This window comes from Paraburkholderia madseniana (genome assembly GCF_009690905.1).
GTDB classification, from domain to species: domain Bacteria; phylum Pseudomonadota; class Gammaproteobacteria; order Burkholderiales; family Burkholderiaceae; genus Paraburkholderia; species Paraburkholderia madseniana.
In genome coordinates, this window is sequence record NZ_VOSW01000019.1 from 14545 (window position 1) to 38790 (window position 24246).

Below are 24246 nucleotides of genomic sequence, written 5' to 3' on the forward strand. Positions count from 1 at the left end.
TATCGGCCGAAGCGACCGACTCGCCTAATGCCAGCCTAGTCGCGATGAGTGGTCTAAGCCTGTTGACGCCGACATCGTATTTGACCCGTACGCTGATATCGGAATGACCAGCCTGCCAATCAAAGTGCGACCCCGCCATTAGAGACTCTCAAATCAATCCGGCGGGTCAACAGTTCTCGGCCATGCGGGTCAATCTGGCATCGGCGACAACAGGTCAGGCACGATGCCAGCCTCAATCGGCCCGGTTTTTGGTAATCTGGCAACGTGCATAGACGCAGTGGTTGCGGTCAACAAGAAGTGTGCAGCAGGCGAGACCACCGTTCCCAGCCTGGGCTTCAAGCAAGACCTAAACATCGATGGCTAGTGAACTTCTGGTGTTTTCTATGGACAAGAAGCCTGAAAAAAGCATTGAAGAACGAATTGTCAAGCTGGAATCCAAGTCGGCACTTCATACCTGGATGCCGATCCTCATATCCGGTGCGGCACTCGTTGTTTCAATATTCGCCGCAGAAAATTCGCACGATGCAAACGAATTTAAGAAGGAGCGAGTTTATGTTCGAGCAGCGCCCGACCGGCAATGCGAGGTGAACTATCAGGTTGTAGATGAGAAAACGAGTTATTTGTGGCTCTGCTGGGTAGTCGAAGCGACAAACCTTAGCGAAGATAAAACGGGGATCCGGATGGCCAGGGTCATCCCCAGCGAGGGTGCAGTACCTTTCGATACTGGTCAGATCGAGGTCGTGACTGGCAACCCGGACCAAGTCATGCCGATAAGGACGCAGAAAATCGAGCATCCTCTCAAGCTTGAGGCGAGGGAGGCCCAATTAATTGTTGTCAGAATGCCTGTTCAGGCGTCGTCCCAAATCCGCCTCACAATGACGACGAAGGTAATGAGGGAAATTGTCAGCAGCCATACCCTCACTATGCGCGCGCTTTCTAATATGTTTCCTGTATTCGATAAATGCGACGCACCGGGCGACGATTCAAATGGCCAGTTTTGTACCAAACACTTCCGGGTTGTACTTACGACTATTCAGAACGGAGCATACGACTCTGAGTTGCTATTTCGACAACGAGTGCCATGATGGCGCCCAGGCTGCCGTACCCTCTCACTCATCCCGGACATATGCGGAAATCAAGGATGGATGTTTGTGGTGTGTCGTCGGTAGCCTCAACGAGCGAACCTGCGTTGCGGCAAGAGGAAACATCTAATGAATAAGCGAGATTTTCTGGCTGCTTCTGCCTTTGGCTTGGCCACCACAGCGATCGGCGTCCGTGATGTTTTGGCTCAGTCCGATGTTAAAAACGGAATCCGGCTTGGAATCCTTTATTCACTTTCAGGGGTAATGGCGTTCGGCGAGAAGTTTCTCAAGGACGTTGTGTTGATGACTATCGCGGAGATCAATGCAGCAGGGGGCGTCTTGGGACGTCCAATTGTGCCCGTGGTTGTTGATCCTTCATCGGATAGGTCGCTGCTTGTGGGGAAGGCGAGAGAACTTATCGTCGACGAGCATGTGTCAGCGGTATTCGGAACGTCGACCTCGCTTGCCCGAAAGGCGGTTCTGCCAGTAGTTGAACATTTTAATAATCTGCTGTTCTACGCATCTCAATATGAAGGGGAGGAAAACTCTAAAAATGTATTTTATACCGGTGGGACGCCAAATCAGTACGCGATTCCTGCTTTGGAGTATATGATGAGCAAGGAGGGGGGCAGCGTAAGACGTTTTTTCCTTCTCGGAACTGACTACATATATCCGCGCACCACAAACAGAATACTTAGTGTTTTTCTCCATAGAAAAGGAGTACAGGACTCAGAGATAGAGGTAGCTTATATTCCGTTTGGCCATGACGACTTCGGTCCTATTGTTAAAGCTATCATTAATTTTTCGCGCCCGAGTAAGACATGTGTCGTTTCCACTGTTGCAGGAGAATCGAGCGTACTGTTTTATAGGGAATTACTTAGACAAGGTGTCAAACCTAGTGACGTACCCGTCATGGACTTGACCGTAGAGGAAGGGCTGCCGGGAACTGATGAAAGCTCTCGCAACGGTCATCTTACCGCTGCAGGGTATTTTCCCTCTCTCGATAACCCTGCGAACGCACGATTTAAAGCAGAATGGCGGCAATGGGCGGGAGGTAATAAATTACCTAAAGGATCGTACCGCATAATAAATGACACGATGGCATCCACTTACATTGGAGTCCATATGTGGAAAGCCGCTGTCGAGCGAGCGGGTACTGCGTCTGTTGACAAGGTTCGAGACGCCATGATCGGTCTAGCGTTTGCTGCGCCCTCAGGTTTCACGCTGGAGATGTCCCGTACGCGAAATCTGAGTCGTCCAGCAATGGTCGCGGAAATGCAAAGTGTCGGTCTGTACGACGTCGTTTGGCAAAGTAAGGGCACGATCGTCGCTCAGCCTTTTAGCCCCTACCTCGATGATAAAGTCGGCAAGCCTGATGTTGTTGGCTAACCCGTTTCTGAGAATCCTCTGACCATCACATTTGGCCGTCAGATTCGAATCGTTCAGCGAAAGCGCCCGCACTTTAGTCGCGTCGATGAGGGCGGGCCGACGATCGGCTAGCAAGATCTAGAGGTAACAGGCGAGTTAACGAGTCCGCCCTGAACAATCGTCAAAGCCTTGTCGTGTGAGGCTTTGAGTCGGAAAAGCGGTTGTGGGAATTGCAGGGACTTGGCATCTTGATGCATGAAACCTGTCAGTTCTCTTGATGAGGTGTAGATGGGTTCGAAGACACCTATGACGGAGGGGGATTTCTTTCGCCAGTCGTTGCGCGAACAGATCAACCTGAAGCATCCCATGGTAGGCCTAGCCGATCAGATCAAGTGGGAGTGGCTGTGCGCGTCGATGAGCGAGAGCGTCGAGTCGTGCAAAGGTCGGCCGGCTAGCTCGCCGCGCCTGATCGCCGAGCTGCTGTATTTGCAGTACATGTTCGATCCGTCCGACGAAGAGGTCGCCTGGCAATGGGTGGAGAACCCATACTGGCAGGTCTTCACGGACGAAACTGAACTGCACACCAACCCGCCGATCGCTATTTGCCTTCCGACGGCCCGACCGTATCGTCCGGCATAGGCTCTTGCTTCGCCATAGCTGCCCTGGCACACTAGTGGCACAGCGACAATGACAACATGGGATAGCCGACGATTGGAAATTTCGTCATGCATCACATAAGTCGATGAATTTGTTGGTCTTCAGTCATCTCAGACTACCCTCACCTACCATGAAAAACGCATTCGTAATGCGTTAGTTCTCGTTGCCGCCAAGAAAAGTCAACGCCGCACAACAGCCGCGTATGGGTCGCTGCCGCGTTTAGTGCACGGGTGGCCGTGGCCTAGGGGTGGCGGCTGTAGGTCAAAGGTGCGACAGCCGCCGCAAGAAGAGGCGATCCATACAGATTAGGCACGGTTCAGTTGGATGCCAAACTGCGGATCCCACAGCCGTTCGTTCTGCACAAACCTGTTCCAGCGAGCCAACCACGCAACCCGTGCGTCATCATTGCCAATATCTGGCGGCACACCATCGCGGATATATTCAAGCCCCTGCTTCAGTTCCTCGATAATCGGCGGCGCGGTGACGTCACAGAGCACCAGGTTCCGCAACTCGTTCGGTACCCGCCAACGTTTGTCGTAGGCGAGCTGTCGCCCGACTGATCTCAGCATATCTCCGAGTCCGCGTGCACGAGGGTCGATATCGGGGCCACCCGCAGCGAGAATCTCCGTGCGGTGACGTGTGAACGTCGCTGAGGACAGTGACTTTTCAACGGGTTCCCCGGCGTCATAGCGTGCCAGCGTCCGCTTAGCTGTTTCTCCGAGTGCGGTCGGGTCGAAAGACGCATCGACGTCTAGCCGGACCTCGTGCCAGAACCAGTCGATCGCAGCGCGCAGCGATTCCGAAGTCCACGCGTTGGGGTACGATAGTCCAAGCTCGGCGAGCGTATCGGGGCCGAAGATGATCTCGTTGCGACCATGGGTTTCGATCGCATCATGAAGCTCGCCAATACGCGGTTTGATCTCCGGCGCAACAGCATATTTGCTCTTTCCTTTGCTCGCTTTCGCCAGAACCTGATCGTACTTCGGGTACTGGCGGAACCGGTCCCCGCTTTTGAGCGTTACGAGTAGCCCACCCGCACCGTTCTTTTCACGCGTCTCCACGTCGCGCACAGCGATATCGTGACGGCTGCTCAGAGCGCGCAAGGCGACGAATGCCTCACGGGTACGCTTCAACAAATTACGTTGAGCGTTCCGGCTGTTCGTCTGAGTGTGCCATGTAAGTTCCAGCAGGTCGGTACGAGTGTGTGTGATGAAGTGGTGGATTTCTGCTTCCGAGAAGCCACAGACGGTCAACGCGATCCGAGTCAGCCAACCAGCGCATCGCATTTCCAGACGAATGTCGTCTAGCCCAGCATGAGCATAGTTTTGACCTATAGTGGCCGACGCCAACGGGATCTTCACCGAGACCATTGCAACCGGTATTCCCTTGTCCTGTTCGATGTCGTATTTCACCTCCATTTGCGCTCCGGTGAGGGGGCTGCTAATGAACGTCGTACCCAGCTTGCTTTTTCCGGTGGAAAGTTGGCAGAACGCGACATGTACAAGACGTCTCTCGTGATGGCCTTGAGGCGCGCCGAGCGGTCCTTTGAGCGCAATGGAGTCGATCATGGCTGCAAAAAATGAGTGTATTGTTGACTAGCGTGACATTGCGCACGACCCGCGCTCTGGACTGAACTTTGGTCCGAGCAGGCCAGCATGTCCGCATGGCGGTCGAACACTGGTTGGTTTCGGCTGGCAACTTTCTGGTGGAAAAGCTGGCAAGCCGGAATAGCGGCGTGAGGCCAGTTGGAATGCTCGGCGAGCCGTGCGGATGTATCTACGGGCTGAATCGTGCGGATCATGGCTGCAAAAAGGGTGTGTATTGTGAGTGTTCGACGTGCGATCACTTTTAACGGTGCTCGCACGCGGGCCCTACGATGGCGTGCTTACTCAATAGCCATTCTGGCAGATGGTGTTACGCCACGGCGCGGGAATGCACTTCGGCCCTCCGCACGGGCACGGTGGCTCAAAGAGCCATCCCAAGCCAACGCGCATCCATTTGCGTGGATGCGGCAGAACGATGGTCAGGTTGTTACGTGTCCGTCGAACGCTAATGTGATCCAGCGCATAACGAGATCGAACTTCGATCGTGCACGTTTGCTGATCTCCGACGCTAAAAATGTACGGTCCCGTGAAAGACGGAAGATCGCGCTGCCACTTATCTCGTTGGTGGAAAAACTCCGTAATCGCTTTTTCCGCCGCGTACACATATGTCTTCGGAGACTCGGGCGGCCGCTGAAATTTGATGAGCATTTGCCCAATGGAATACATCAACGGTTGTTCCGAATGCAGCTCTGCGTCCTCGGTGAAGTCGAACGGAACGGAATCAAACACATCGCGCAGAAGCTTGTTCAGCTCCTTCGTTGACATTTCGCGGCCCTTGCTCATACCACGCATTTTTTTGCTCATCTTGATTACCTCATTCAAAGTGATTGCGAGTCGTGATTGGCTGCTCACCGGTTTGCTTTGGGATAGGGGAGCCGCGTGAACGGAGCAGGGTCACAGTCGATGTGCCCACAGCGACAATGCTCGGCAACAAGCCAATCTAGGCCGATATCTACCCAGAGGTCGGAATGCGGGAAATGGAAATGCAACGTGCCGTTCAGATTCCTGACGCCGACGAAATCGTTCTGATCGGTGCCCCAGAGACGCACAAAGCACTCGGTGTCGTTTTTCAGGGAAAGCGAAATCGGACGTTCAGTCTTCTGCAAGTGTGATAGCCATGAGTCGCGTTCGTGACGAAGTTGAACCAGTACTTTCATGACTCGCAATAGGGCCGCTTGTGGATTCTTCGGGGCTGGTTTGAGCCGATACTCGGTTCCGCCCATGACGAGTGCAAATGTCTGCTCGCAGGTGGGTTCGGCAACATCGCCGGAAAACAGGCGAAGCTGCCGACTGTCCCGTTCACATGCGGAGCGTTTAGAGACTCGCGTGTTTTTCGGATGCGGTTTACTCTTTTTCGCGTACATGGTCGTATAGCCAGAAGGTGTGGGGGGCGTGCTGCTGCACAGGTTGATCGGTTGCGCTCGGACAGCGAAGTTCGAGCACGATGGTCTGCGTGAGGTTTGCCGGGTTACCGCATCGAGATACGGCTGGCCATCAGCGCCGCCACGAATTCCTTCATGCCGAAGCCGGGATTGGCAACACGGGAGAGGATCGTGGTTGCCTCGACCCACCCCAGGACCTCCGATTCGCGCCAGCGGCTCGATTTAATACTTGTCTTGACCTGCGCGGGGAACAGGCCGAGCGAGACGTCGCGACGCATTGCCGCCTTTGAGCGGGCAATGATCGCCAGAACTTCGGGTTCTTTCAGATAACGGTCGCGGGTGCGGGAGCGCACCCAGCCGATCAGTTGATCCAGAAGTAGGGTGTCCGTGGAGTACGCGACGCGGGCGTCGGTTTCTGCGGCGAGCGCTTTGCTGGTACCGGTGTCGGTGGTAGTGATCTGATGGGCGTGTTGTACTCGGTCGCTCACGCCGGTCGAGACAGCATTAGGACCTCGACGAATCTGTTCGATTGGCGAGATCACGGTATTGGCCAGCGCGTAGCTGCCGGTTGCGGGGTGGGTCTTGCGGGTCATGGATGGCTCCGTTCGTCTGTTGATGTCTGTTCAACCGGTTGGACGGAGCGAATTAAAGCGCGGATGGAAAATGCTGTCCGGGAGTTAGATCCAGCGGCGATATGGGCGTCCTTTCTAACGCCGTATTTAGTTATTTGACAGGCCGATTCGGCAGTGGTAGCGGCCTAGATCGTATGGGACGGCAGACGTTGGCTGGCCAATCTTCTGGATTCACTTGAAACGGTGCGGGCTGAGTCAGACGCTGAAGCAGGGGGTTGATGCCGGTGCTGGATGTGGCCGGGCAAGAGGGGCGAAGCAGGAAGAGAGGAGCCGGCATACCTGCTCCGTTCAGAGAAGGTATGCGGTGTGTAGTGATGCGACCAAGAGCGGGGGCTATTTATCGGTTAGGAGGCTACTTCGCGTGCTTGTTGTCTTTAGCAAAGGACGCCTGTGCATAGATGATCCACTTATAGCGATCGTTTATGAGCTTCTTTGCCCGAGGCATATGCATGTCGCCCAGGCGATTGTAGAGGTCCTCCATCCACGGCGGTGGTTCGTCCGTCCCGTGAATAATTTTGATATCTTTTGCAATGCCTTTGACCAGTTTCTCATACTCCTCTTTGCTTTTTTGCATGTCTGCGGACTTGAGCGCATCAACTGGTAGTGCTTCCGCAATCTTAAGGAGCACTTTTAAATACCGGTTGCTCTTGGGCGCGGGCTCGATATCCTTGGACGGCTTAGGAATTGGGAAGCGCTCTCCGAAACGTCGGAGTAACTCGTCATCGTCAATGTTCGGATTTTTCTTTTTACGCTGCTGGTCCTCTTCGATGAGATCCTCGTGTACTTTTCTTACCGAGATACGACAGTCATCGATCTGCTTCTGGATTGGGCCAAGAGCATCAATAGCTACCGTTCTGTGGCGATGGGTGAGATAGTCATCTGACTTGAAAATATTTCGCCACCCTATCTCTTCGACGATCACAGTAGGCGTATCCGTTGTCCGGATTTGTTTGCTCCATTGTTCCCGATGCTTTCGTGCCAGGGTGGCGAGCGCCAGTAGCTGCGACTCTGGAGGAATGCTGCAATCAAAGGCAACGCAGACGAGTTTCTTTTTATGCTCTCTTTTCTTCCAGACAGGACACCCTGGTACTGTTGGGGCAACTGCGTCGTACCCGAACTGAGTCTCGCGGACAGTTAGCCAGGAGTGGTCTCGAAGCTTTTCGGCTAATACTCCTCGCTTTCTCAGCTCATGAACGCTGTCTGTCCGGTCCAGGCACCTCAGCGGGAAAAACCAGGAGTCGTCGGGGCCTTTCAGCTCGGGGAGCCGTTCCTGTTCATAGTCAAGCCATGCCGCAATGCCGAACTCCGTGCATGAAGTATCCTGGGCGCAGGCGATCATGTCTGGTTGAGGGTCTCGCACGTGGGTGAGAATTTTTTCAAGTGTTTCGGGGGTGCTCTTTTGTTTTCGCCGCGCGTCGAAGGCATCCTGGTACCGCGGGTTGCACCTGAGAAACTGCCACGCGGTATCATCAGCCCAGAATCTTTTCTCATTATCGGTAAACGCGAATAAATTTGGGTCGAAAGTGAAGGCTTTCTTGCTGTTCATACAGACCCCGATGGCTACTGTTCGACGTATTGAGGAAGTGGCACTGACAACGTGCCACCCGTCGTCGCGTGATCTGGCAACACGAAATCCGCCCACATCTGCATCATGGCGATGCGCTCGGACATGTAGTCCGCGCGATTATAGGCAGCCCGTACGCGGTTACGCTCAACGTGCGCGAGCTGACGTTCAATTACGTCCGCGCGTACGCCGCGATTGTTGAGCCAGGTGGAGGCGGTTGCCCGGATACCGTGGGGCGTGAAGCGACCGCCATAACCCATGCGCTCAAAGACGACGTTTGGCGTCGCGAGGTTCATCGGCTTGTAGATGCTACTAAGGCTGGGAAACAGGTAATCAGATGCGAACGAGAGCGGCTTCAGTTGCTCTAGTGCCGCGAGCGCCTGCCGGCTGAGCGGCACGACATGCGGCTCACGCATCTTCATGCGTTCCGCCGGGATCACCCATACCGCATTTTCGTGATCGAATTCCGTCCAGCGCGCATGCGCGATTTCGTTCTTGCGCACAAACGTGAGCAACATGAGGAGAATGCACAGTTTCGTTGCCGCAGACCCCGTATCGGCGTCAAGGCGCTCAACGAACTCGTGAATTTCGTCCTCGCGCAGAGGTTCGTGACTGACCTGAGGCGGAATGTCAGCCCAACCTTGCAGCACGCGGGCCGGATTGGCCTGAATCCTGAGTTTCCTGATCGCATGATCGAAGACCTGGACTGCCGTTTGTCGCACACGTTCGGCAATCTTGACTCCGCGGTCGATGCGAATCTTCTCCAGCACGTTCAGCAGTGCGCGCGCATCGACCTGCGAGAGAGGCATATCGCCGATGTACGGGTTAAGGTCACGACGCAGATACAGGTCGTGAGCTTCGCGCCACGCGTGCGAGCGCTGCTCCTGCTTGCCCTCGTACCAGTTCCTTGCGGTGGCTTCGAAGGAGTTGCCAAACGAGGCACCACGGGCGAGCTTCTCGAGGCGCTTGCGGAACGCAGGGTTGATGCCTTCAGCGAGTTGCCGCCTGGCTTCCTGGTGCAGTTCGCGTGCCTTGGCGGGCGAAACACTGGGGTACAGGCCGTAGCTGATGGTGTAGCGCCGGTTGTCGAAGCGGAAGTCAAAGCGCCATCCCTTTGTCGTTTTCGTAACGCGTAGGTACAGGCCGTCCTTGTCAGGCAGCTTCAGCGCAGCGCCGTCGGTCTTCGCCCGGTTGATTTCGATTATGGTTAGAGGCATTTCGCGGTCGTTCAACATGGAAGTTATCGATGTTGAAACGATACAGATTGACATTGGAGTCGTGTGAGCTAAATAACTTTGAACAAATCCGCATATTTTGAATATAGTAGGTGACAAACTGCTAGAGAGAGAAGCGGTGCTATGGCCGAGGGAAGAACGAGGCGGGATTTCGATCAGCTCAGCGAGCGGAGGCGGGAGGCGATGGTCATGCTTGACGAGGGTGTGTCACAAGCGGACGTCGCGCGGGAACTCTCGGTAAGCCGCCAGACGGTGTCCCGTTGGGCGCGGTTGAAGGATGAGTACGCTGACAGCGAACCGTGGCGCCGGCGAGCATTAGGTCGCCCCGGTGGCTTAACGGACGAGCAGAAAACGTCACTTGTCAGACGGCTGGTGGACACCTACGTGCGCGAACTCGGTCCAAGGCGTAAGGGCTCGCCCAAACCGGTTCGTTGGACGCTTGCGCGCGTGGCTGGATTGATGGAGGCCGAGTTCGGAGTCTCGTACAGCCTCGCCCACGTCAGGAACATTTTGATCGCTATGGTCGGCAACGACCATTGGCTGCTATCCAACGTGAGATTTTGGGCTCGTGTCATTGAACTTGCCTATCCAGAATGGGACGGACGTGTTCTCGTGGAGGACTTTGACGAGCACTTTAACGAGGAGTGGGTGCTGGACTGGAGGATTATTGGGGAGTTGAGACGGCGGCTTCAGTCCCGGCGGGAAGCCTGACTGCCAGCGATCTCCCGACCTACTACTGAAATCGTGAAGAAGCGATTGTGGTTCGAAATGCTGCGATTTTCTCTGGATCGATCGTCGGCGCGCCTCTGTTGAAAGGGCGGCTCGTCAGATATTCAGTTCGACCCGAAACGGCCGCTTGTAATACAGATTCAACCCGCCTGAATGCAGAGGCTCAAGGTCGCGTCCGATATCGCCGGCTTTGACTTCTTCCCCGTCAGCGTCTTCCGTGTGCAGGCACCTATCGGGTTGGGCAGCGGCGTGAGCGTCGACAACGACACCGCGTTCGGCACCGTCACAGGTCTATTTGGGAGCGGGCACATTCGCGTGACAAACGACGCGCACCAGGAAAAAATGCCGATGCGCGGTGTGGCATCGGCGTTTTCACAGGTGGTTCGCCGCAGCCTCATTTCTGAGGCAGGGAAAGCAGGTTGTCAGTCTTGCGACCGTCGGCAACCGTCTGGACATACTTGATGCGTCCGTTGCTGTGGACATGGACCCAAGCCCCCTGAAGTTGAGGATTGCGGTCAGGACACCACACCGAGGTGTTCCCGTTCTTCTCGATGTAAGCGACCATCTCCTCCCGGGTGCAAACACCGCTTTCGAGCACCTTGCCCGATTGCTCGACGCGATCCCACCAGAGGTGGCTGATGTGCTCGTGTGCTGCGCCGCCTGCCATCCGACGCGCGGTACATTTAATGGTCGTTGCCATACTTAAAGTCCTTATGAAGTGCGCCAGTGATTGAAAAGTTCGGTGTAGGCGCACTTTTAGTATCTGACTGTAGAACCCTCTTGTCAAGTACAAAAGATACGCTTACTCTGAACTTCTGAAGTCCGGAGAGAGATCGTGGCAACTGCTATTGGCGAAAAAATTCGAGCGCAAAGAAAGTTACTGAAGCTGACGTTGGATCAACTTGCAGAAAAGACAGGCTCAAGTAAGAGTTACATCTGGGAATTGGAGAACCGCCCCGTGGTGCGGCCGTCTGCGGAGAAGATTGCAAGGATCGCGGAAGTCTTTGGCGTCACCGTCGAATTCCTGCTGGACGACGAGAAACGGGACCCCTCAAGTGCTGACGCTGACCAGGTCTTCTTTAGACGTGTGTCGCAACTCGACGCGACGAAACGGGCTCAATTGGAAAGATTTTTGAAAGCAATCGACGATGAGTGACCCGACGTCACCGATCGGCTGGGGCATCCAACTGGCGAAGCTTTGGACTTCCAGTGGCCAAACCTTTCCAGTCAGAGTGAAGGACATCGCGCTTGAGGTCACGAAGGCCAGGTTCCCTGAGCCAGTAGGATGTGTGATCCCGCATGGAATCTCCGGGATCGACGGCATGCTGTCGAAGCGCCAGAAGAAGAAAGACTGGTGCATTTCGTATGACGAAACTGTAACGGTGCCGGGACGGATCAATTTCACGATCGCGCATGAACTCGGACACTTTCTGCTACATCGACAACAGCGCGACACGTTTCAATGCGGGCAGCTGCAGATGCTCGAGTACGACAGTCCTGAGTCCCGGCGCATAGAGGCGCAAGCCAATACTTTTGCGTCGTACCTGCTCATGCCGAGGAATGATTTCGATGCACAGGTAGACGGGCATGAACTGTCATTTGAACTGCTAGGGCACTGCGCTGAACGCTATGAAACGTCCCTAACGGCAACGGCATTGAAGTGGCTCGAGTTCACTACAGAAGCAGCAATGCTTGTTGTTGCTGACCATGATGAATTCATTTGCTGGACGTATTGCAGTCAGGCAGCAAGGCGCATCGGGGCCTACAAGCCGCCAGGAGAAATGCTTCCTGCGGGCGTTCTTGAGGAAATTAGAAGCAAGGCGTTAGATGCGCGAAAATTTCGACGTGTTGCACCTGGCGTTTGGCACCCGTCCGAAGAAGCCATCGAATCGGTCATTGTGTCTGACCAGTTTGAGCAGATGATTTTCCTGGTCCGGTTTCCCTTTGCATTGTCGGTTGATCACGAAGAGGAACCTGAATCAGACGCGTTCAGCGATCTCGCAGAAAAGATTCAAGGGCTGCGCTAGGAGTGGTGGGCACAACCTTGCTGCTGAAGGTGCCGGGAAGACGCGTCATACTGAATATTCGGGGAGGGGTTCATGAGTCACAATTTCGAGCGCTTGCGGGAGCATATCCTGCCGCTTTCTCGGTCGCGTACTTTCGAAGCGGCGCGAACCGAGTGGATTCTTGAGTCCGTCGAGGTTAGTGACGAGTTTGATTCATGCCCATGCGGTCAGGATATCAAGGAGCATTGCTACATCCGCAATACGGTGACCGGGCATCAGACCTATGTCGGTAACGTATGTGTGAACCGGTTCATTGGAATTGACACGGGCAATCTCTTTGATGGTCTTCGGCGCATCAGGGAGAACCCAGCAGCAAATCCGAACTTGGCGGTGATTGCCTACGCCGAATCCAGGGGCTTTCTTTTCGACAAGGAATCTGACTTCCTTCGGGCGACTGCTCGAAAGAGGCTTCTTACGTCGGCACAGAAAGCCTGGAAGGAAAAAATCAATCGTCGCATTCTGCAGGGAACGGTCGTGAGACGCAGAACGGTTCGGTAGCTGCGGTCGGCTTGGCTGTTGCGGGTTCGGCGGGCAGTTCGACAGCGGACCTTCGCATGGCCGGACTGTGACGGATGATCACCGTCTCACGACCCGATGCCGCCAGTCATGGCGACTCGATTCAGACGCCCCGTAGTAGCGTACACCGGCCACTCGCTGGCTTGTCTGACAAATCGACAACGACTTTGCCTCCTTCCGCGTCGTCGGCGAGCTTGAACTGGTATGCAGGGAGCGCATCTCTGCCCCGCCCGTATTGCCGTCTTTTAGTTCCGGAGTCCATTTACTATTATGAAGCGGTCGTCCGATGTGCAGTAAACATCATCCAAGGGTTAACACCTAGCGAAGAGGCCATAATGATCAAGAGTGCGGAACAAACGTATTTCTCGACGAAGACTGTAGCTCCTACCGCGACGGTCGATTTCAACGGCCATTGGGTAAATGAACTTACCTCGTTTATGGACCTCACCGTTTCGGCTAGCGGAGATGTTACCGGGACATACGTTAGTGCAGTCAGCGATCAAGGAGGACCAACGCCTCCATTCCCCTTGTCGGGTACCGTATCTGGCGACCTGATCTCTTTTCGCGTTAACTGGGGAGAAGCGATTACGTCTTGGGTTGGGCACGGCGTCGTAGACGCGGCGGGGAAGTCGCAGATATTGACCTTGTGGTATGAAGTGATGGCCGTTCCAGACGAACTGAACCCTGAGCAACAATGGCGCACGGTGAAAGCTGGCGCGGACTCGTTCTGGCAGTAAACGATGAGCAAACGCGAAATCTCATTGCTTCCGGGAGATGACGCTTCCTTGCCGGCTTAGGTCAGATGCGCATTTCGCAGTTGCGAGCGTTCCACTTGCCTGCGGGAGGCACGTGGCGGTCAGAGAATCCGAAGGTTCCGGATCTTGCCGATGGTCGGCGACCGGCTCAGGATGAGTTCGGTGATGTACTCGGGCAGGAGTGCGCGCGGCATGTTGCCAGGAATTCCGTCTACGAGTTGCGACGGAACCTGAACGATGAACGCGTCCGGATCGCTTTTGAGGCTGTGTTCGTAGCTGACTCGGTAATCCTATGTCTGTACAGGGCGTCTGGTGGCGTGACAGGTCGTCGATGTGGTGTTTGGCATGCAGTTTTTCGACGTCGAAGCGGCCTACGTCGAAAACCTGCAAAATGTCGCGAACTCTACGCTCTGCTCTATCTCCAGGGAGTCCCGCCAATCCTAATGCCGGCGCGGCAGACAACCGGTTTGGGTCCCTCGGGGAGGCGTTTTTCCGGAGGCGTGACGGTATACTTGGCGCAGAAAACGACGGTATACCGTCAAGTATACCGTCACGAAACCGTAGATTTAGCTGGACGCAGTGAGACAGCCGAGTATGCTGGTTCTTGAAAAATGCCAGTTATTTCAATGGGTTATGGCCGTCCTGAGACGTGCTGAGCATCCGCTCCACATACCGCGCAATCAGATCGATCTCCAGATTGACCGGCGAACCCTCGCGCAAATTCTTCAGCGACGTCACCTGCACCGTGTGCGGAATCAGATTGATCGAAAACTCACAGCCATCGTCGCGATCTTTAATCGAGTTGACGGTCAGGCTCACGCCGTTGACGGTGATCGAGCCTTTATAAGCCAGATAGCGGCCGATCTCGCGCGGCGCCAGCACGCGCAGTTCGTGCGATTCGCCGACCGGCGCAAAATACGTGACCGTGCCGAGGCCGTCCACGTGGCCTGAGACGATATGACCGCCGAGCCGGTCATGCGCGCGCAGCGCCTTCTCGAGATTGACCTCGCCGGTCTCGCCCAGGCCCGCCGTGCAGTTCAGGCTTTCGCGCGACACGTCGACTTCGAACGAATGCGCGGTCTTTGCCACGACCGTCATGCAGGCGCCCTGGATCGTGATGCTGTCGCCGAGCTGGACGTCTTCGAGTTCGAGGCCGCCGGCTTCGACGTTCAGGCGCACGCCCGCGTCACCATCCGTGCCGAGGGGTTTGACTGATTCGATGCGGCCCACCGCCGCGACGATTCCTGTAAACATCGTGCTAGTCCTTGATCAATTCGAAGTTGGTTGGGGTGCGGGCTCGGTCCCGGCTTCGGGTGCAGGATTCGGCACGGCGCGGGGCACAAAGCGCGCAAGAATCCGCAGATCGTCGCCGATCCGGTCGACTGCGTGGAAGTTCAGTTGCGTGCGGCCGTCGAGCGTCTCCGGCGCGTTCAGATTGAACATGCTCATCGAGTCTACGCCAAGCAGGCTGGGCGCAAGATAGACCAGCAGTTCGTCGACGCAGCCTTCGCGCAGCAGCGAACCGTTCAGCTTGTAGCCCGCCTCGACGTGCAGTTCGTTGACGTTACGCTCGCCGAGTATTTTCAGCATGGCGGGCAAATCGACCTTGCCGGACGCGTTCGCCAGTTGCACGATCTCCGCGCCGCGATCGCGCAGTGCGGCGGCTCGTTCAGTGTGACGTTCGTCGAGATTGCCGCAGAAAATCAGCGTGGGTGCGCCGGCCAGAATCTGCGCGTCAGGCGGCACGTCGAGCTGGCTGTCGATCAGCACGCGTTGCGGCTGGCGCGGCGTGTCGACGGCACGCACGGTCATGCGCGGGTCGTCTTCCCGGACGGTGCCGATGCCCGTCAGAATCGCCGACGCGCGGGCGCGCCACGCGTGACCGTCGGCGCGCGCCGCTTCGCCGGTAATCCATTGACTGACGCCCGAGGGCAAACCGGTGCGGCCATCCAGCGAGGCGGCCACTTTCATGCGCACCCATGGGCGGCCGCGCGTCATGCGCGACACGAAACCGATGTTGAGTTCGTGCGCTTCGTTGGCGAGCAGCCCGCAACGCACTTCAATGCCGGCGTCGCGCAGCATCTTGAGACCACGCCCGGAGACCTGCGGATTCGGGTCTTCCATCGCCGCGACCACGCGCTCGACCTGCGCTTCGATCAGCGCGTTCGCGCACGGCGGCGTGCGGCCGAAATGGCTGCACGGTTCGAGCGTCACGTAGGCCGTGGCGCCGCGCAGATCATGGCCGCGCGAACGCGCGTCCTTCAACGCGCGCACTTCCGCGTGATCCTGGCCGGCCGGTTGCGTGAAGCCTTCGCCGATCACCTCGCCGTTCTTGACGAGCACGCAACCGACGCGCGGATTCGGGTCGGTCGTGTACATGCCGCGCTTGGCTAGTGCGAGCGCGCGTTCCATATGGACGAAGTCGGTTTGCGAAAACATCGGTGTCCGATCGGGTGCGGTGGCTACGTAGTGTTGGGCCTGGGTTTCGGCGGTTTCTGCGTCTCGTTCTGTGTCTCGCCAGCCTCAGGCCGCGAGCGAGGTGAACGCGCCGCGCGCGGCGTCGATCGTGGCGTCGATGATCGCGTCGTCGTGCGCGATGGAAACGAAGCCCGCTTCATAGGCCGACGGCGCGAAGTACACGCCCGCGTCGAGCATCTTGTGGAAGAACGCATTGAAGCGCGGCACGTCGCTCTTCGTGACTTCGGCAAAGCTGGTGGGAATCGACTCGGTGAAGTAGAGGCCGAACATGCCGCCAAGCGAATCGGCCGCGAACGGCACCTTCGCTTCGCGCGCGACATTCGCGAGACCTTGCGCGAGACGCGTGGTGCGGGCGGAGAGGGTGTCGTAGAAGCCGGGCGCCTGAATTAGTTGCAGCGTTTTCAGGCCCGCGGCGACCGCGATCGGATTGCCCGACAACGTGCCAGCCTGGTAGACGCCGCCGAGCGGCGCGAGGTGAGCCATGATGTCGCGCCGGCCGCCGAAGGCCGCGGCCGGCATGCCGCCGCCGATCACCTTGCCCAGACACGTCAGGTCTGGCTTGATGCCGTAGACCTCTTGCGCGCCACCCAGGGCGACGCGGAAACCGCACATCACTTCGTCGAAAATCAGGACCGAACCGTACTCGGTGCACAGGCGCCGCAAGGCTTGCAGGAATTCAGGCGTGGCGCGCACGAGGTTCATGTTGCCCGCCACCGGCTCGACGATCACCGAAGCGATCTCGTTGCCGAACGCCTTGAACGCTTCTTCGAGTTCCGCGACGTTGTTGTACTCGAGCACCGTGGTGTGTTTGGCGATATCGGCCGGCACGCCCGCCGAAGTCGGATTGCCGAACGTGAGCAGGCCCGAGCCGGCCTTGACCAGCAGGCTGTCCGCGTGGCCGTGATAGCAGCCTTCGAACTTGACGATGCGGCTGCGGTTCGTGAAGCCGCGCGCGAGACGCAGCGCGCTCATGGTCGCTTCGGTCCCGCTCGAGACCATGCGGACCTGCTCGATCGACGGGACCAGTTTGCAGATTTCTTCGGCGATTTCGATTTCGGATTCCGTCGGCGCGCCGAACGAGAAGCCGTTGGCCAGCACGCGCTGGACCGCTTCCAGCACTTCCGGGTGGACGTGGCCGAGGATCATCGGGCCCCACGAGCCGATGTAGTCGGTATAGCGTTGTCCGTCCGCGTCCCAGAAGTAGGGGCCTTGCGCGCGCTCGATGAAGCGCGGCGTGCCGCCAACCGAACGGAAGGCGCGGACCGGCGAGTTCACGCCGCCGGGGATGGTGCGCTGCGCGCGTTCGAAGAGGGTCTGATTATTGGACATGGCGATGGCTGGAAATTGGGTTGCGCAGCGGCGCGGGTAGCCTGGAGGCGGCTGGCGCGGCGCTGGGATGAGTACAGAAATTGTACCGGAGTCAGCGTGAAGAGGTTTTGGGTATGCCCAAGCCGGCGGATGTGTCGAGCTTTGGCGGCTTGCGCTTGCCCGTGAGCTCGGCCCAGCGCTTCTCCAGCGCGCCTTCCGCCATGGGCTTGATCACGGTGCCCGAACTCTGCGCGTCCCACGTTTGCACCGAAAACGGATGCGTGCGCAACATCTCGCGTGGAATCACGACACCCTCGTGTGCGTCGACCACCCAGTCGTAGACGAAGTCGATGCACAACCTGTAGCCGCGCTTCGTCGCCGGGTCGGGGACTTCGTACGGCGCGCGCGTCACGTAGCCCGAGCCGAAAATGCCCTTGGGTTCCTGCGCGACACGGTGCAGGAACACGCGGTCGCCCGGCAGGATGCTGCGGGCAAATCCGCAACCCCATACATCAGCCACCGCTACGCCTGCGGCGACCCGTTTCGCCACGTCGGGCAACTCGGGCCACGGCCATTTCTTGGGGCTCCAGATCAACAGGAAGGCAGTCATGACAAGGTCGGAACAGGGCAGTGTGGAAGGCGTAGCGGACAGGTTTGTGTCACGCCCCGAAGCGTTCTGGCGGCAGCTTAACCGATCGACGGCGCGCTTGTCGCGGGGCATGAACGGCCCGTTATCATTCGGACCTGGACGCCTCGGACGGTTTAGCTGTCGCGTACAATCGAGGTCGTCAAGCTGCTGCTTTCCCTGTTTCACCGCGTGTCGCTGCCGATGAGGGCGCGGCGCTTCATCTGGATTCCCATGTCTCACGTCACCCGAAGCCGGCCCGATGGCCGGCTGATTCTGTTGCTCGGTGCGCTTGCCGCATGCGGGCCGATTTCGATCGATATGTATTTGCCGAGCCTGCCGACTATCTCGCAGGCATTCGCCATCAGCAACGGCGCCGCGCAAACCACGCTCACCAGCTTCATGTTCGGCTTTTCGATCGGCATGCTGCTCTATGGTCCGTTGTCGGATACCTATGGGCGCCGGCCCGTGCTGCTCGGCGGCATCATCATGTATGCGCTGGCAAGCGTGGCCTGTGCGCTGTCGTTTTCGATCGGATCGCTGGTGATATTCCGCTTCGTGCAGGCGCTCGGCGCGGGCGCGGCCTCGGTGCTGGCGCGCGCGATCGCCCGCGACGCGCACGGGCCGACCGATGCCGCGCGTGTGCTGTCGATGCTCGCCATCGTCACGTCGATCGGGCCGTTGCTCGCGCCGCTGATCGGCGGACAGTTGCTGTTGCTCGGCGGCTGGCGCGTCGTCTTTATCGTGCTGACGCTGTTCGGTACGGTGTGCGCGGTGACCGCTTTCCTCAAGGTGCCGGAAACGTGGCCGCCCGAAAAGCGTGCGCATTCAGCGCTGCTGAAATCGTTCGGCGCCTATGGCAAATTGCTGCGCGATCCGGTCGCGTGGGGGCACATGCTGTGCGGCGGGATGGCGTTCGCGTCGATGTTTGCGTACATCACCGCGACGCCGTTCGTGTACATCGAATATTTCCATGTATCGGCGCAGCACTATGGCTTTCTGTTCGCGCTGAATATCGTCGGCATCATGTTCGGCAACTTGATGAATACGCGTCTCGTCGGCCGGCTCGGTTCACTGCCGATCATTTCGTTCGCCGCGACTGTGAGTTGCATCGCGTCCCTGTTCGTTTGTCTCGTCTCGCTGACGGGGTGGGGCGGGTTGTGGTCGATCGTTTTCGGTTTGTTCTTCGTGGTCGGCGTGGTGGGGTTGTTGTCCGCTAACTGCACGACCGATCTTATGCATCGGTATCCGTTGAATGCCGGCGCCGCGGCCGCCGTGTTCGGCGCGGTGCAGTTGGCGCTCGGCGCGTTGGCGAGCCTCGCCGTCGGACTCTGGCAGGATGGCTCGCCCAAGGGCATGGGCATCGTCGTGGGCGTCGCGGGCGTGCTGTGTTACGTCGGGCGGATTCTGGTAGTCAAATGGCACGGGATGAAGGTACCTGTCGCTGCTGTTTGACGGCATCGCGAGCAGGCATTCTTCGCTAAACGCGGATCATTGTTCCTTAGCCGAAACGCGCGGCATGCTTGCTTCTTCATCCTGCGCGAACAATGTGTCTACGGAAAACACCAGGTGTTGCGTGCGCGCGACCGTGCGTTTCAATTTGCATTGCTATGATGGCGTCACTGTTCCTCGGAGCGGCAATCATGGCGATCAGAGATTTGATGAATGGCGAACGGCAACATGCTGCCTTCGCTGAAGCGCAGAAGCTGGCAGACAGCGGCGCCTATCACGATTACACAGACATCGAATACGTCTTGCGCTTTGATTACGGTTTGTCTGATGTATCGGCGCTGCTCGACAGCCAGTTGATGCATCGCGACCTGAATCGCCGTTGCGCCGATGCGCGTGAGAAGCTGGATGCGCTTAGCGTGTGACGCGTCTGACGTGGGCGGTGAGTGGCATGCAGCGTCCTGTGCATAGCCACGCGCCGCGAAGGCGCCATCCACTTTGGAGTTGCATTCATGGCCGTTAGCCAGCACGACCCGCATTTGCCGCACATGGACAATCCCGCTGGCCTGGCAAAACCGGGTGGCCATTACAGTCACGTCGCGATTGCGAATGGTTTTGTTTTCGTCTCGGGACAGTTGCCGATCAACGCACAGGGCGAGAAGCTTACTGACGCCTCGTTCGAGGTCCAGGCCGAGCAGGTGTTGGCGAATGTTCAGGCTGCGCTCGAAGGTGTCGGCAGCAGCATTGCACAACTGGTGCAGGTACGCGTCTATATCGCCGACGTCGAACACTGGGCGAGCTTCAATCAGATCTACGCGCGTTGGGCAGGTGAGGCACGGCCGGCGCGGGCCGTCGTGCCGGTTCCACACCTGCATTACGGGTTGAAGGTCGAGGTCGAGGCGACCGCGCTGGTTTAAGTCGTTGTGGTGTCGAGGCGTTGCGACTCAGTGAATGATGAGCCCGTTGAATTGGGCATTGCCCACACCGGACGCGATATTCACGCCGACATTGCCGCTCACCGCCGCCAGTGAGCCGGCACCGAGTTTGGCGGAGGTGCTGCCCGTCACTTGCGCGACGGCATGCACATTCTGTTGTGAGGTGATCGTTGCTTGCGGTGTGGTGATGAGGATGATCTGGTTGGCCTGAGCATTCAGCGCACCGGCTGAGACGTTCACGCCGATATTGCCGCTTGCGCCTCTCAGCGTATTGGCGCCCAGGGTAGCGGCGGAGGCGCCCACTTTCGCGCTGCCGCCAACGTCCTGCAGATTCGACAGCCTGGCCGAGCCGAATACCGCTGCGCTATCGTCGTCGGACAGCGCCGTTGACGTGCCTGCAAGCGCGGACGATGCGCCCGCGCTCGCGGCAACCCAAATTAGTGCACAGGCTAAAGTACTGACTTTCATGAGCAACTCCCTGGCGTGCTGACGCACAGATAGTCTTGATATCGACCATGGGAGCAAGATGTTGAGGGAGGGGTTCCCCTTAGTGCGGGTGGTGCCGAGAGATTGACTGATACGACCTTGGCCAGGAACGAGCTTGGCCAGAAATTACCACCTCCCGCGGCCGCCGTAATAACCGCCGACGCCAACCCCCACGCTGACGCTCGGGACGGCATAGTAGCCGGGCGCATATCCGTATGCCGGTGCGTAGCCATAGGGTGGTGCAACCACACACCCGGTAAGGCCCACTGCGAAACCTATCGTTAACAGTAACTTGAGCATGGTTCCTCCCTCTTCATGAGTTGGAGGAGCCGGGCGCAGCATTCGTTCGGCCTGGCTTGTGACAGCAAATTACGCAGCCTCGGTGCAATCGGGCTTTATTTACAGTTGCTTACCCGTTCGACACGTTGCGCATTCGCCGATGGGCGGATTCTTTGATGGCCAGAAATGAAAAACGGGCCGATCGGCCCGTATTCATTGATTGTCTGGCGGAGGCGGTGAGATTCGAACTCACGGAAGGATCACTCCTTCGCCGGTTTTCAAGACCGGTGCCTTAAACCGCTCGGCCACACCTCCAAGCCCTAAATTGTAACCTGAAAAATCCTCGTTGCGGCGCTCGGCGGGGCTGCAATCACTGCGGATCTTTCAGAAACAGCGCCTGCAGATCGTTCAGGAAGGCCTGGCCAAGCGGTGTCGGCGCGATCTTTTCGTGGTCGCGCGTAATCAGCTTGCGCCGCTCCGCCTCCTGCAAAGCCGGTTCGATGGAGGTCATCGAGAGCCCTGTGCGCTCGATAAAGCGATGCACAGGAAACCCTTCCACCAGCCGCAGCGCGTTCAGCATGAACTCGAACGGCAGATCGCGCGGCCCGACCTCGTTCTCTTCCTGCACTGCCGTGCCGGCCAATGCCTGCTCGATGAAGGTGGTCGGATGCTTGTAGCGCACCTGACGCAGCACGCGGTTCGGAAACGACAGTTTGGTATGCGCGCCCGCGCCGATGCCGAGATAGTCGCCAAAGCGCCAGTAATTCAGATTGTGCTTGCTCTGCCGATGCGGCTGCGCATACGCGGACACCTCGTAGCGTTCGTAACCTGCGGCTGTCGTGCGTTCGTGAATCCAATCCTGCATGTCGGCGGACGCATCGTCGTCTGGGAGCGCAGGCGGGAATTTCGCAAACAGCGTGTTCGGTTCCAGCGTCAGGTGATACAGCGACAAATGCGGCGGCGCGAACGACAACGCCGTCTCCACATCAGCCTGACACTCCGCGAGCGTCTGCTGCGGCAGCGCGAACATCAGATCGAGGTTGAAGTTGTCGAACGTGTTCGCGGCCACTTCGACCGCGTGGCGCGCCTGCGTCGCGTCGTGAATCCGGCCGAGCGCCTTCAGATGCGCTTCATTGAAACTCTGGATGCCCACCGACAGGCGATTCACGCCGCTCGCGCGAAACTGCGCGAACTTGGCGGCCTCGAAAGTACCTGGGTTCGCTTCGAGCGTGATTTCCGCGTCGGCGTCGAGCGGCAGCAGCGCACGCACGTCGGACAGCATGCGGTCGAGCCCGGCCGCAGACAGCAAGCTGGGCGTGCCGCCGCCGATAAACACAGTATGCACCTGGCGCCCCCACACGAGCGGCAACGCCATCTCGAGATCGGCGCGCAGCGCGTCGAGATACTCGGTCTCCGGAAACGTGTCGCCTTTCCATTCGTGCGAGTTGAAATCGCAGTACGGGCATTTGCGCACGCACCAGGGAAAGTGCACGTACAACGCCAAGGGCGGCAACGACGTCAGGCGAATGCTGCCCGGCGACGTGAAGGCCTTGATGACGCCGTTGCCGATATCGGCAGGCGCCGGTTTGATCGGAATCACGCTTCCTCCGTCAAACGCGCGAGCAGGTGGCGCAAGGCAATCGCGCGATGGCTGCTGGCGTTCTTCACCGCCGGTTCGAGTTCCGCGGCGCTCGCATTCAGCGACGGCAGGAAGAAGTACGGGTCATAGCCGAAGCCATGCGCGCCGCGCGGTGCATCCAGCATTTCGCCATGCCAGCGGCCTTCGGCGATCAGCGGTTCGGGATCGTCCGCATGACGCACGAGCGCCAGCACGCAGTAGTAATACGCGCGCCGATCGGTTTCACCTTGCAAGGCTGAAACGAGCTGCGCGTTGTTCGCTGCATCGCTCTTTTCACCGCCGGCGAGTTGCGCGTAGCGCGCCGAATAAACGCCGGGTGCGCCGCGCAGCGCGCGCACGCACAAGCCGGAATCGTCGGCGAGGGCGGGCAGGCCGGTGAGCTTCGCCGCGTGACGCGCCTTGGTCAGCGCGTTTTCGACGAAAGTCGGATGCGGCTCTTCCGCTTCCGGCACGTTCAACTCGCCTTGCGGAATCAGCTCGATGCCGGCCGCGCCGAGCAGCGCCGCGAACTCGCGCAGCTTGCCCGCGTTGTTCGACGCCAGCACTACTTTCTTCAGCGGCGAGTCAGACGCAACAGCGCCGTTGCCTTGACGAACTTCACTCACTCTTTTGCTCCAACGCTGCTTTCTGCTTCGCGATCAGCGTGTTGATGCCGTCGCTTGCCAGATCGAGCAGCGAATTCATTTCGTCGCGCGAGAAAGGCACGCCTTCGGCCGTGCCCTGAATTTCGACGAAGCCGCCCGCGCCCGTCATCACCACATTCATGTCGGTGTCGCATTGCGAATCTTCGTCGTAGTCGAGATCCAGCACCGGCAGACCGTCGTACACGCCGACCGAAATCGCCGCGACGTAATCGGTAATCGGCGAGCTTTCGATGCGGCCCGTAGCCAGCAATTTGGCCACCGCGTCATGCGCCGCCACGAATGCGCCCGTGATGCTGGCCGTGCGCGTGCCGCCGTCGGCCTGGATCACGTCGCAATCGATATGCAGCGTACGCGCGCCGAGCTTCTCGAGATCGAACACCGAGCGCAGGGCGCGGCCGATCAGGCGCTGGATTTCCTGGGTGCGGCCGGTTTGCTTGCCGCGTGCGGCTTCGCGGTCGCTGCGGGTATGCGTGGCGCGCGGCAGCATGCCGTATTCGGCGGTCAGCCAGCCCTGGCCGCGGTCGCGCAGAAACGACGGCACGCTCTCGGCAATGCTCGCCGTGCAGATGACCTTGGTGTCGCCGAATTCGACCAGCACGGAGCCCTCCGCATGCTTCGTGTAGTGGCGCGTGATGCGCACGTCGCGTAGCTGATTGGCCTGGCGGCCGCTGGGGCGTTGGGTGTTGTCGGTCATGTTGGGATTGGTCTGGAAGAAAAGCAGGAGGGAAACCGCGATTTTACCGCCGATCGCGTCGGGGGCGGCGCGGCCCGGGGTGCCCGCGGGCCCCCCCCGGGGCCGGGGGGTTTGGCGGG

25 protein-coding genes, 1 tRNA gene and 2 pseudogenes are annotated in these 24246 nt (G+C 58.4%); 11 read left to right on the forward strand and 17 right to left on the reverse strand.

Features of this window, described 5'->3' with window-relative positions; translation table 11 throughout:
- Positions 1 to 383 precede the first annotated feature (383 nt).
- From FSO04_RS12060 to FSO04_RS12070, 3 genes and pseudogenes are all read left to right on the forward strand, one after another.
- Complete coding sequence (locus tag FSO04_RS12060; RefSeq protein WP_154559906.1) at positions 384 to 1085, forward strand: hypothetical protein; 702 nt, start codon at positions 384 to 386, stop codon at positions 1083 to 1085.
- A 126-nt stretch (positions 1086 to 1211) separates the two neighbouring features.
- Positions 1212 to 2471: a transporter substrate-binding protein gene (locus tag FSO04_RS12065; RefSeq protein WP_154559907.1), complete on the forward strand. Its 1260-nt coding sequence runs from the start codon at positions 1212 to 1214 to the stop codon at positions 2469 to 2471.
- Between the two features lie 267 nt (positions 2472 to 2738).
- A pseudogene (locus FSO04_RS12070) lies at positions 2739 to 3047 on the forward strand (transposase); the annotation flags it as partial.
- Positions 3048 to 3412: 365 nt separating this feature from the next.
- Here the strand turns inward: FSO04_RS12070 and FSO04_RS12075 are convergent.
- The 6 genes from FSO04_RS12075 to FSO04_RS12100 form a co-directional block, all read right to left on the reverse strand.
- On the reverse strand, positions 3413 to 4675 hold the full coding sequence (locus FSO04_RS12075; RefSeq protein WP_154559908.1) for a hypothetical protein: 1263 nt from the start codon (positions 4673 to 4675) through the stop codon (positions 3413 to 3415).
- Between the two features lie 321 nt (positions 4676 to 4996).
- Positions 4997 to 5515: a hypothetical protein gene (locus FSO04_RS12080; RefSeq protein ID WP_154559909.1), complete on the reverse strand. Its 519-nt coding sequence runs from the start codon at positions 5513 to 5515 to the stop codon at positions 4997 to 4999.
- A 44-nt stretch (positions 5516 to 5559) separates the two neighbouring features.
- Positions 5560 to 6075 carry a hypothetical protein gene (locus FSO04_RS12085; protein ID WP_154559910.1) on the reverse strand — a complete coding sequence of 172 codons (516 nt, stop codon included), beginning with the start codon at positions 6073 to 6075 and terminating at the stop codon, positions 5560 to 5562.
- Between the two features lie 104 nt (positions 6076 to 6179).
- Positions 6180 to 6686 (reverse strand): helix-turn-helix transcriptional regulator, encoded by a 507-nt coding sequence (locus FSO04_RS12090; protein WP_154559911.1) that lies wholly within the window; start codon positions 6684 to 6686, stop codon positions 6180 to 6182.
- Positions 6687 to 7077: 391 nt separating this feature from the next.
- Positions 7078 to 8271, reverse strand: a complete 1194-nt coding sequence (locus FSO04_RS12095) for a hypothetical protein (protein ID WP_154559912.1) — start codon at positions 8269 to 8271, stop codon at positions 7078 to 7080.
- A gap of 14 nt (positions 8272 to 8285) precedes the next feature.
- Positions 8286 to 9506, reverse strand: coding sequence for a tyrosine-type recombinase/integrase (locus FSO04_RS12100; protein WP_166618173.1), 1221 nt, complete (start codon positions 9504 to 9506; stop codon positions 8286 to 8288).
- A gap of 141 nt (positions 9507 to 9647) precedes the next feature.
- On the opposite strand from FSO04_RS12100, the gene FSO04_RS12105 reads away from it, so the two are divergent.
- Entirely contained in the window at positions 9648 to 10235 is a 588-nt protein-coding gene (locus FSO04_RS12105) for a helix-turn-helix domain-containing protein (protein ID WP_154559914.1), read from the forward strand.
- Between the two features lie 412 nt (positions 10236 to 10647).
- Here FSO04_RS12105 and FSO04_RS12110 read toward each other — a convergent pair whose 3' ends face one another.
- Positions 10648 to 10953: a DUF3892 domain-containing protein gene (locus FSO04_RS12110; RefSeq protein WP_154559915.1), complete on the reverse strand. Its 306-nt coding sequence runs from the start codon at positions 10951 to 10953 to the stop codon at positions 10648 to 10650.
- A gap of 135 nt (positions 10954 to 11088) precedes the next feature.
- Between FSO04_RS12110 and FSO04_RS12115 the strand changes: the two genes are divergently transcribed.
- The 4 genes from FSO04_RS12115 to FSO04_RS46315 all read left to right on the forward strand — a co-directional run bounded on the left by FSO04_RS12115 (position 11089) and on the right by FSO04_RS46315 (position 13572).
- Positions 11089 to 11409 (forward strand): helix-turn-helix domain-containing protein, encoded by a 321-nt coding sequence (locus tag FSO04_RS12115; protein ID WP_168435656.1) that lies wholly within the window; start codon positions 11089 to 11091, stop codon positions 11407 to 11409.
- Complete coding sequence (locus FSO04_RS12120) at positions 11402 to 12280, forward strand: ImmA/IrrE family metallo-endopeptidase (protein ID WP_154559916.1); 879 nt, start codon at positions 11402 to 11404, stop codon at positions 12278 to 12280. The genes FSO04_RS12115 and FSO04_RS12120 overlap by 8 nt, the downstream gene beginning before the upstream one ends.
- 72 nt (positions 12281 to 12352) lie before the next feature.
- A complete protein-coding gene (locus FSO04_RS12125; RefSeq protein ID WP_154559917.1) occupies positions 12353 to 12817 on the forward strand; it encodes a hypothetical protein in 465 nt (154 codons plus the stop codon).
- A gap of 353 nt (positions 12818 to 13170) precedes the next feature.
- Positions 13171 to 13572: an avidin/streptavidin family protein gene (locus tag FSO04_RS46315; protein WP_166618174.1), complete on the forward strand. Its 402-nt coding sequence runs from the start codon at positions 13171 to 13173 to the stop codon at positions 13570 to 13572.
- Between the two features lie 119 nt (positions 13573 to 13691).
- On the opposite strand, the pseudogene FSO04_RS47465 reads toward FSO04_RS46315, so the two are convergent.
- The 5 genes and pseudogenes from FSO04_RS47465 to FSO04_RS12155 form a co-directional block, all read right to left on the reverse strand.
- Positions 13692 to 13880: pseudogene (locus tag FSO04_RS47465) on the reverse strand (hypothetical protein); the annotation flags it as partial.
- A 328-nt stretch (positions 13881 to 14208) separates the two neighbouring features.
- Positions 14209 to 14844: a riboflavin synthase gene (locus FSO04_RS12140; protein WP_154559919.1), complete on the reverse strand. Its 636-nt coding sequence runs from the start codon at positions 14842 to 14844 to the stop codon at positions 14209 to 14211.
- 15 nt (positions 14845 to 14859) lie between these two features.
- Positions 14860 to 16029 (reverse strand): bifunctional diaminohydroxyphosphoribosylaminopyrimidine deaminase/5-amino-6-(5-phosphoribosylamino)uracil reductase RibD, encoded by a 1170-nt coding sequence (gene ribD, locus FSO04_RS12145; RefSeq protein WP_154559920.1) that lies wholly within the window; start codon positions 16027 to 16029, stop codon positions 14860 to 14862.
- Between the two features lie 84 nt (positions 16030 to 16113).
- Entirely contained in the window at positions 16114 to 17397 is a 1284-nt protein-coding gene (gene hemL, locus FSO04_RS12150; protein WP_154559921.1) for a glutamate-1-semialdehyde 2,1-aminomutase, read from the reverse strand.
- 91 nt (positions 17398 to 17488) lie between these two features.
- Positions 17489 to 17986, reverse strand: coding sequence for a hypothetical protein (locus tag FSO04_RS12155; RefSeq protein ID WP_154559922.1), 498 nt, complete (start codon positions 17984 to 17986; stop codon positions 17489 to 17491).
- A 249-nt stretch (positions 17987 to 18235) separates the two neighbouring features.
- Here FSO04_RS12155 and FSO04_RS12160 point away from each other — a divergent pair, with 249 nt between their 5' ends.
- The 3 genes from FSO04_RS12160 to FSO04_RS12170 all read left to right on the forward strand — a co-directional run bounded on the left by FSO04_RS12160 (position 18236) and on the right by FSO04_RS12170 (position 20367).
- Positions 18236 to 19456 carry a Bcr/CflA family multidrug efflux MFS transporter gene (locus FSO04_RS12160; protein WP_154559923.1) on the forward strand — a complete coding sequence of 407 codons (1221 nt, stop codon included), beginning with the start codon at positions 18236 to 18238 and terminating at the stop codon, positions 19454 to 19456.
- A 188-nt stretch (positions 19457 to 19644) separates the two neighbouring features.
- Positions 19645 to 19875, forward strand: a complete 231-nt coding sequence (locus FSO04_RS12165; protein ID WP_054037416.1) for a hypothetical protein — start codon at positions 19645 to 19647, stop codon at positions 19873 to 19875.
- 87 nt (positions 19876 to 19962) lie between these two features.
- The gene (locus tag FSO04_RS12170) at positions 19963 to 20367 is read left to right on the forward strand and encodes a RidA family protein (RefSeq protein ID WP_154559924.1); all 405 of its coding nucleotides are present in this window, start codon (positions 19963 to 19965) and stop codon (positions 20365 to 20367) included.
- Between the two features lie 27 nt (positions 20368 to 20394).
- On the opposite strand, the gene FSO04_RS12175 is transcribed toward FSO04_RS12170, so the two are convergent.
- From FSO04_RS12175 to rph, 5 genes are all read right to left on the reverse strand, one after another.
- Complete coding sequence (locus FSO04_RS12175; RefSeq protein WP_154559925.1) at positions 20395 to 20853, reverse strand: hypothetical protein; 459 nt, start codon at positions 20851 to 20853, stop codon at positions 20395 to 20397.
- A 522-nt stretch (positions 20854 to 21375) separates the two neighbouring features.
- Positions 21376 to 21465 (reverse strand) — tRNA-Ser (locus tag FSO04_RS12180).
- Between the two features lie 55 nt (positions 21466 to 21520).
- The gene (gene hemW / locus FSO04_RS12185) at positions 21521 to 22750 is read right to left on the reverse strand and encodes a radical SAM family heme chaperone HemW (protein ID WP_168435657.1); all 1230 of its coding nucleotides are present in this window, start codon (positions 22748 to 22750) and stop codon (positions 21521 to 21523) included.
- Complete coding sequence (gene rdgB / locus FSO04_RS12190; RefSeq protein ID WP_168435658.1) at positions 22747 to 23394, reverse strand: RdgB/HAM1 family non-canonical purine NTP pyrophosphatase; 648 nt, start codon at positions 23392 to 23394, stop codon at positions 22747 to 22749. The genes hemW and rdgB overlap by 4 nt, the downstream gene beginning before the upstream one ends.
- Complete coding sequence (gene rph, locus FSO04_RS12195; protein WP_054037414.1) at positions 23387 to 24127, reverse strand: ribonuclease PH; 741 nt, start codon at positions 24125 to 24127, stop codon at positions 23387 to 23389. Before rph ends, rdgB begins: the two co-directional genes overlap by 8 nt.
- Positions 24128 to 24246 lie beyond the last annotated feature (119 nt).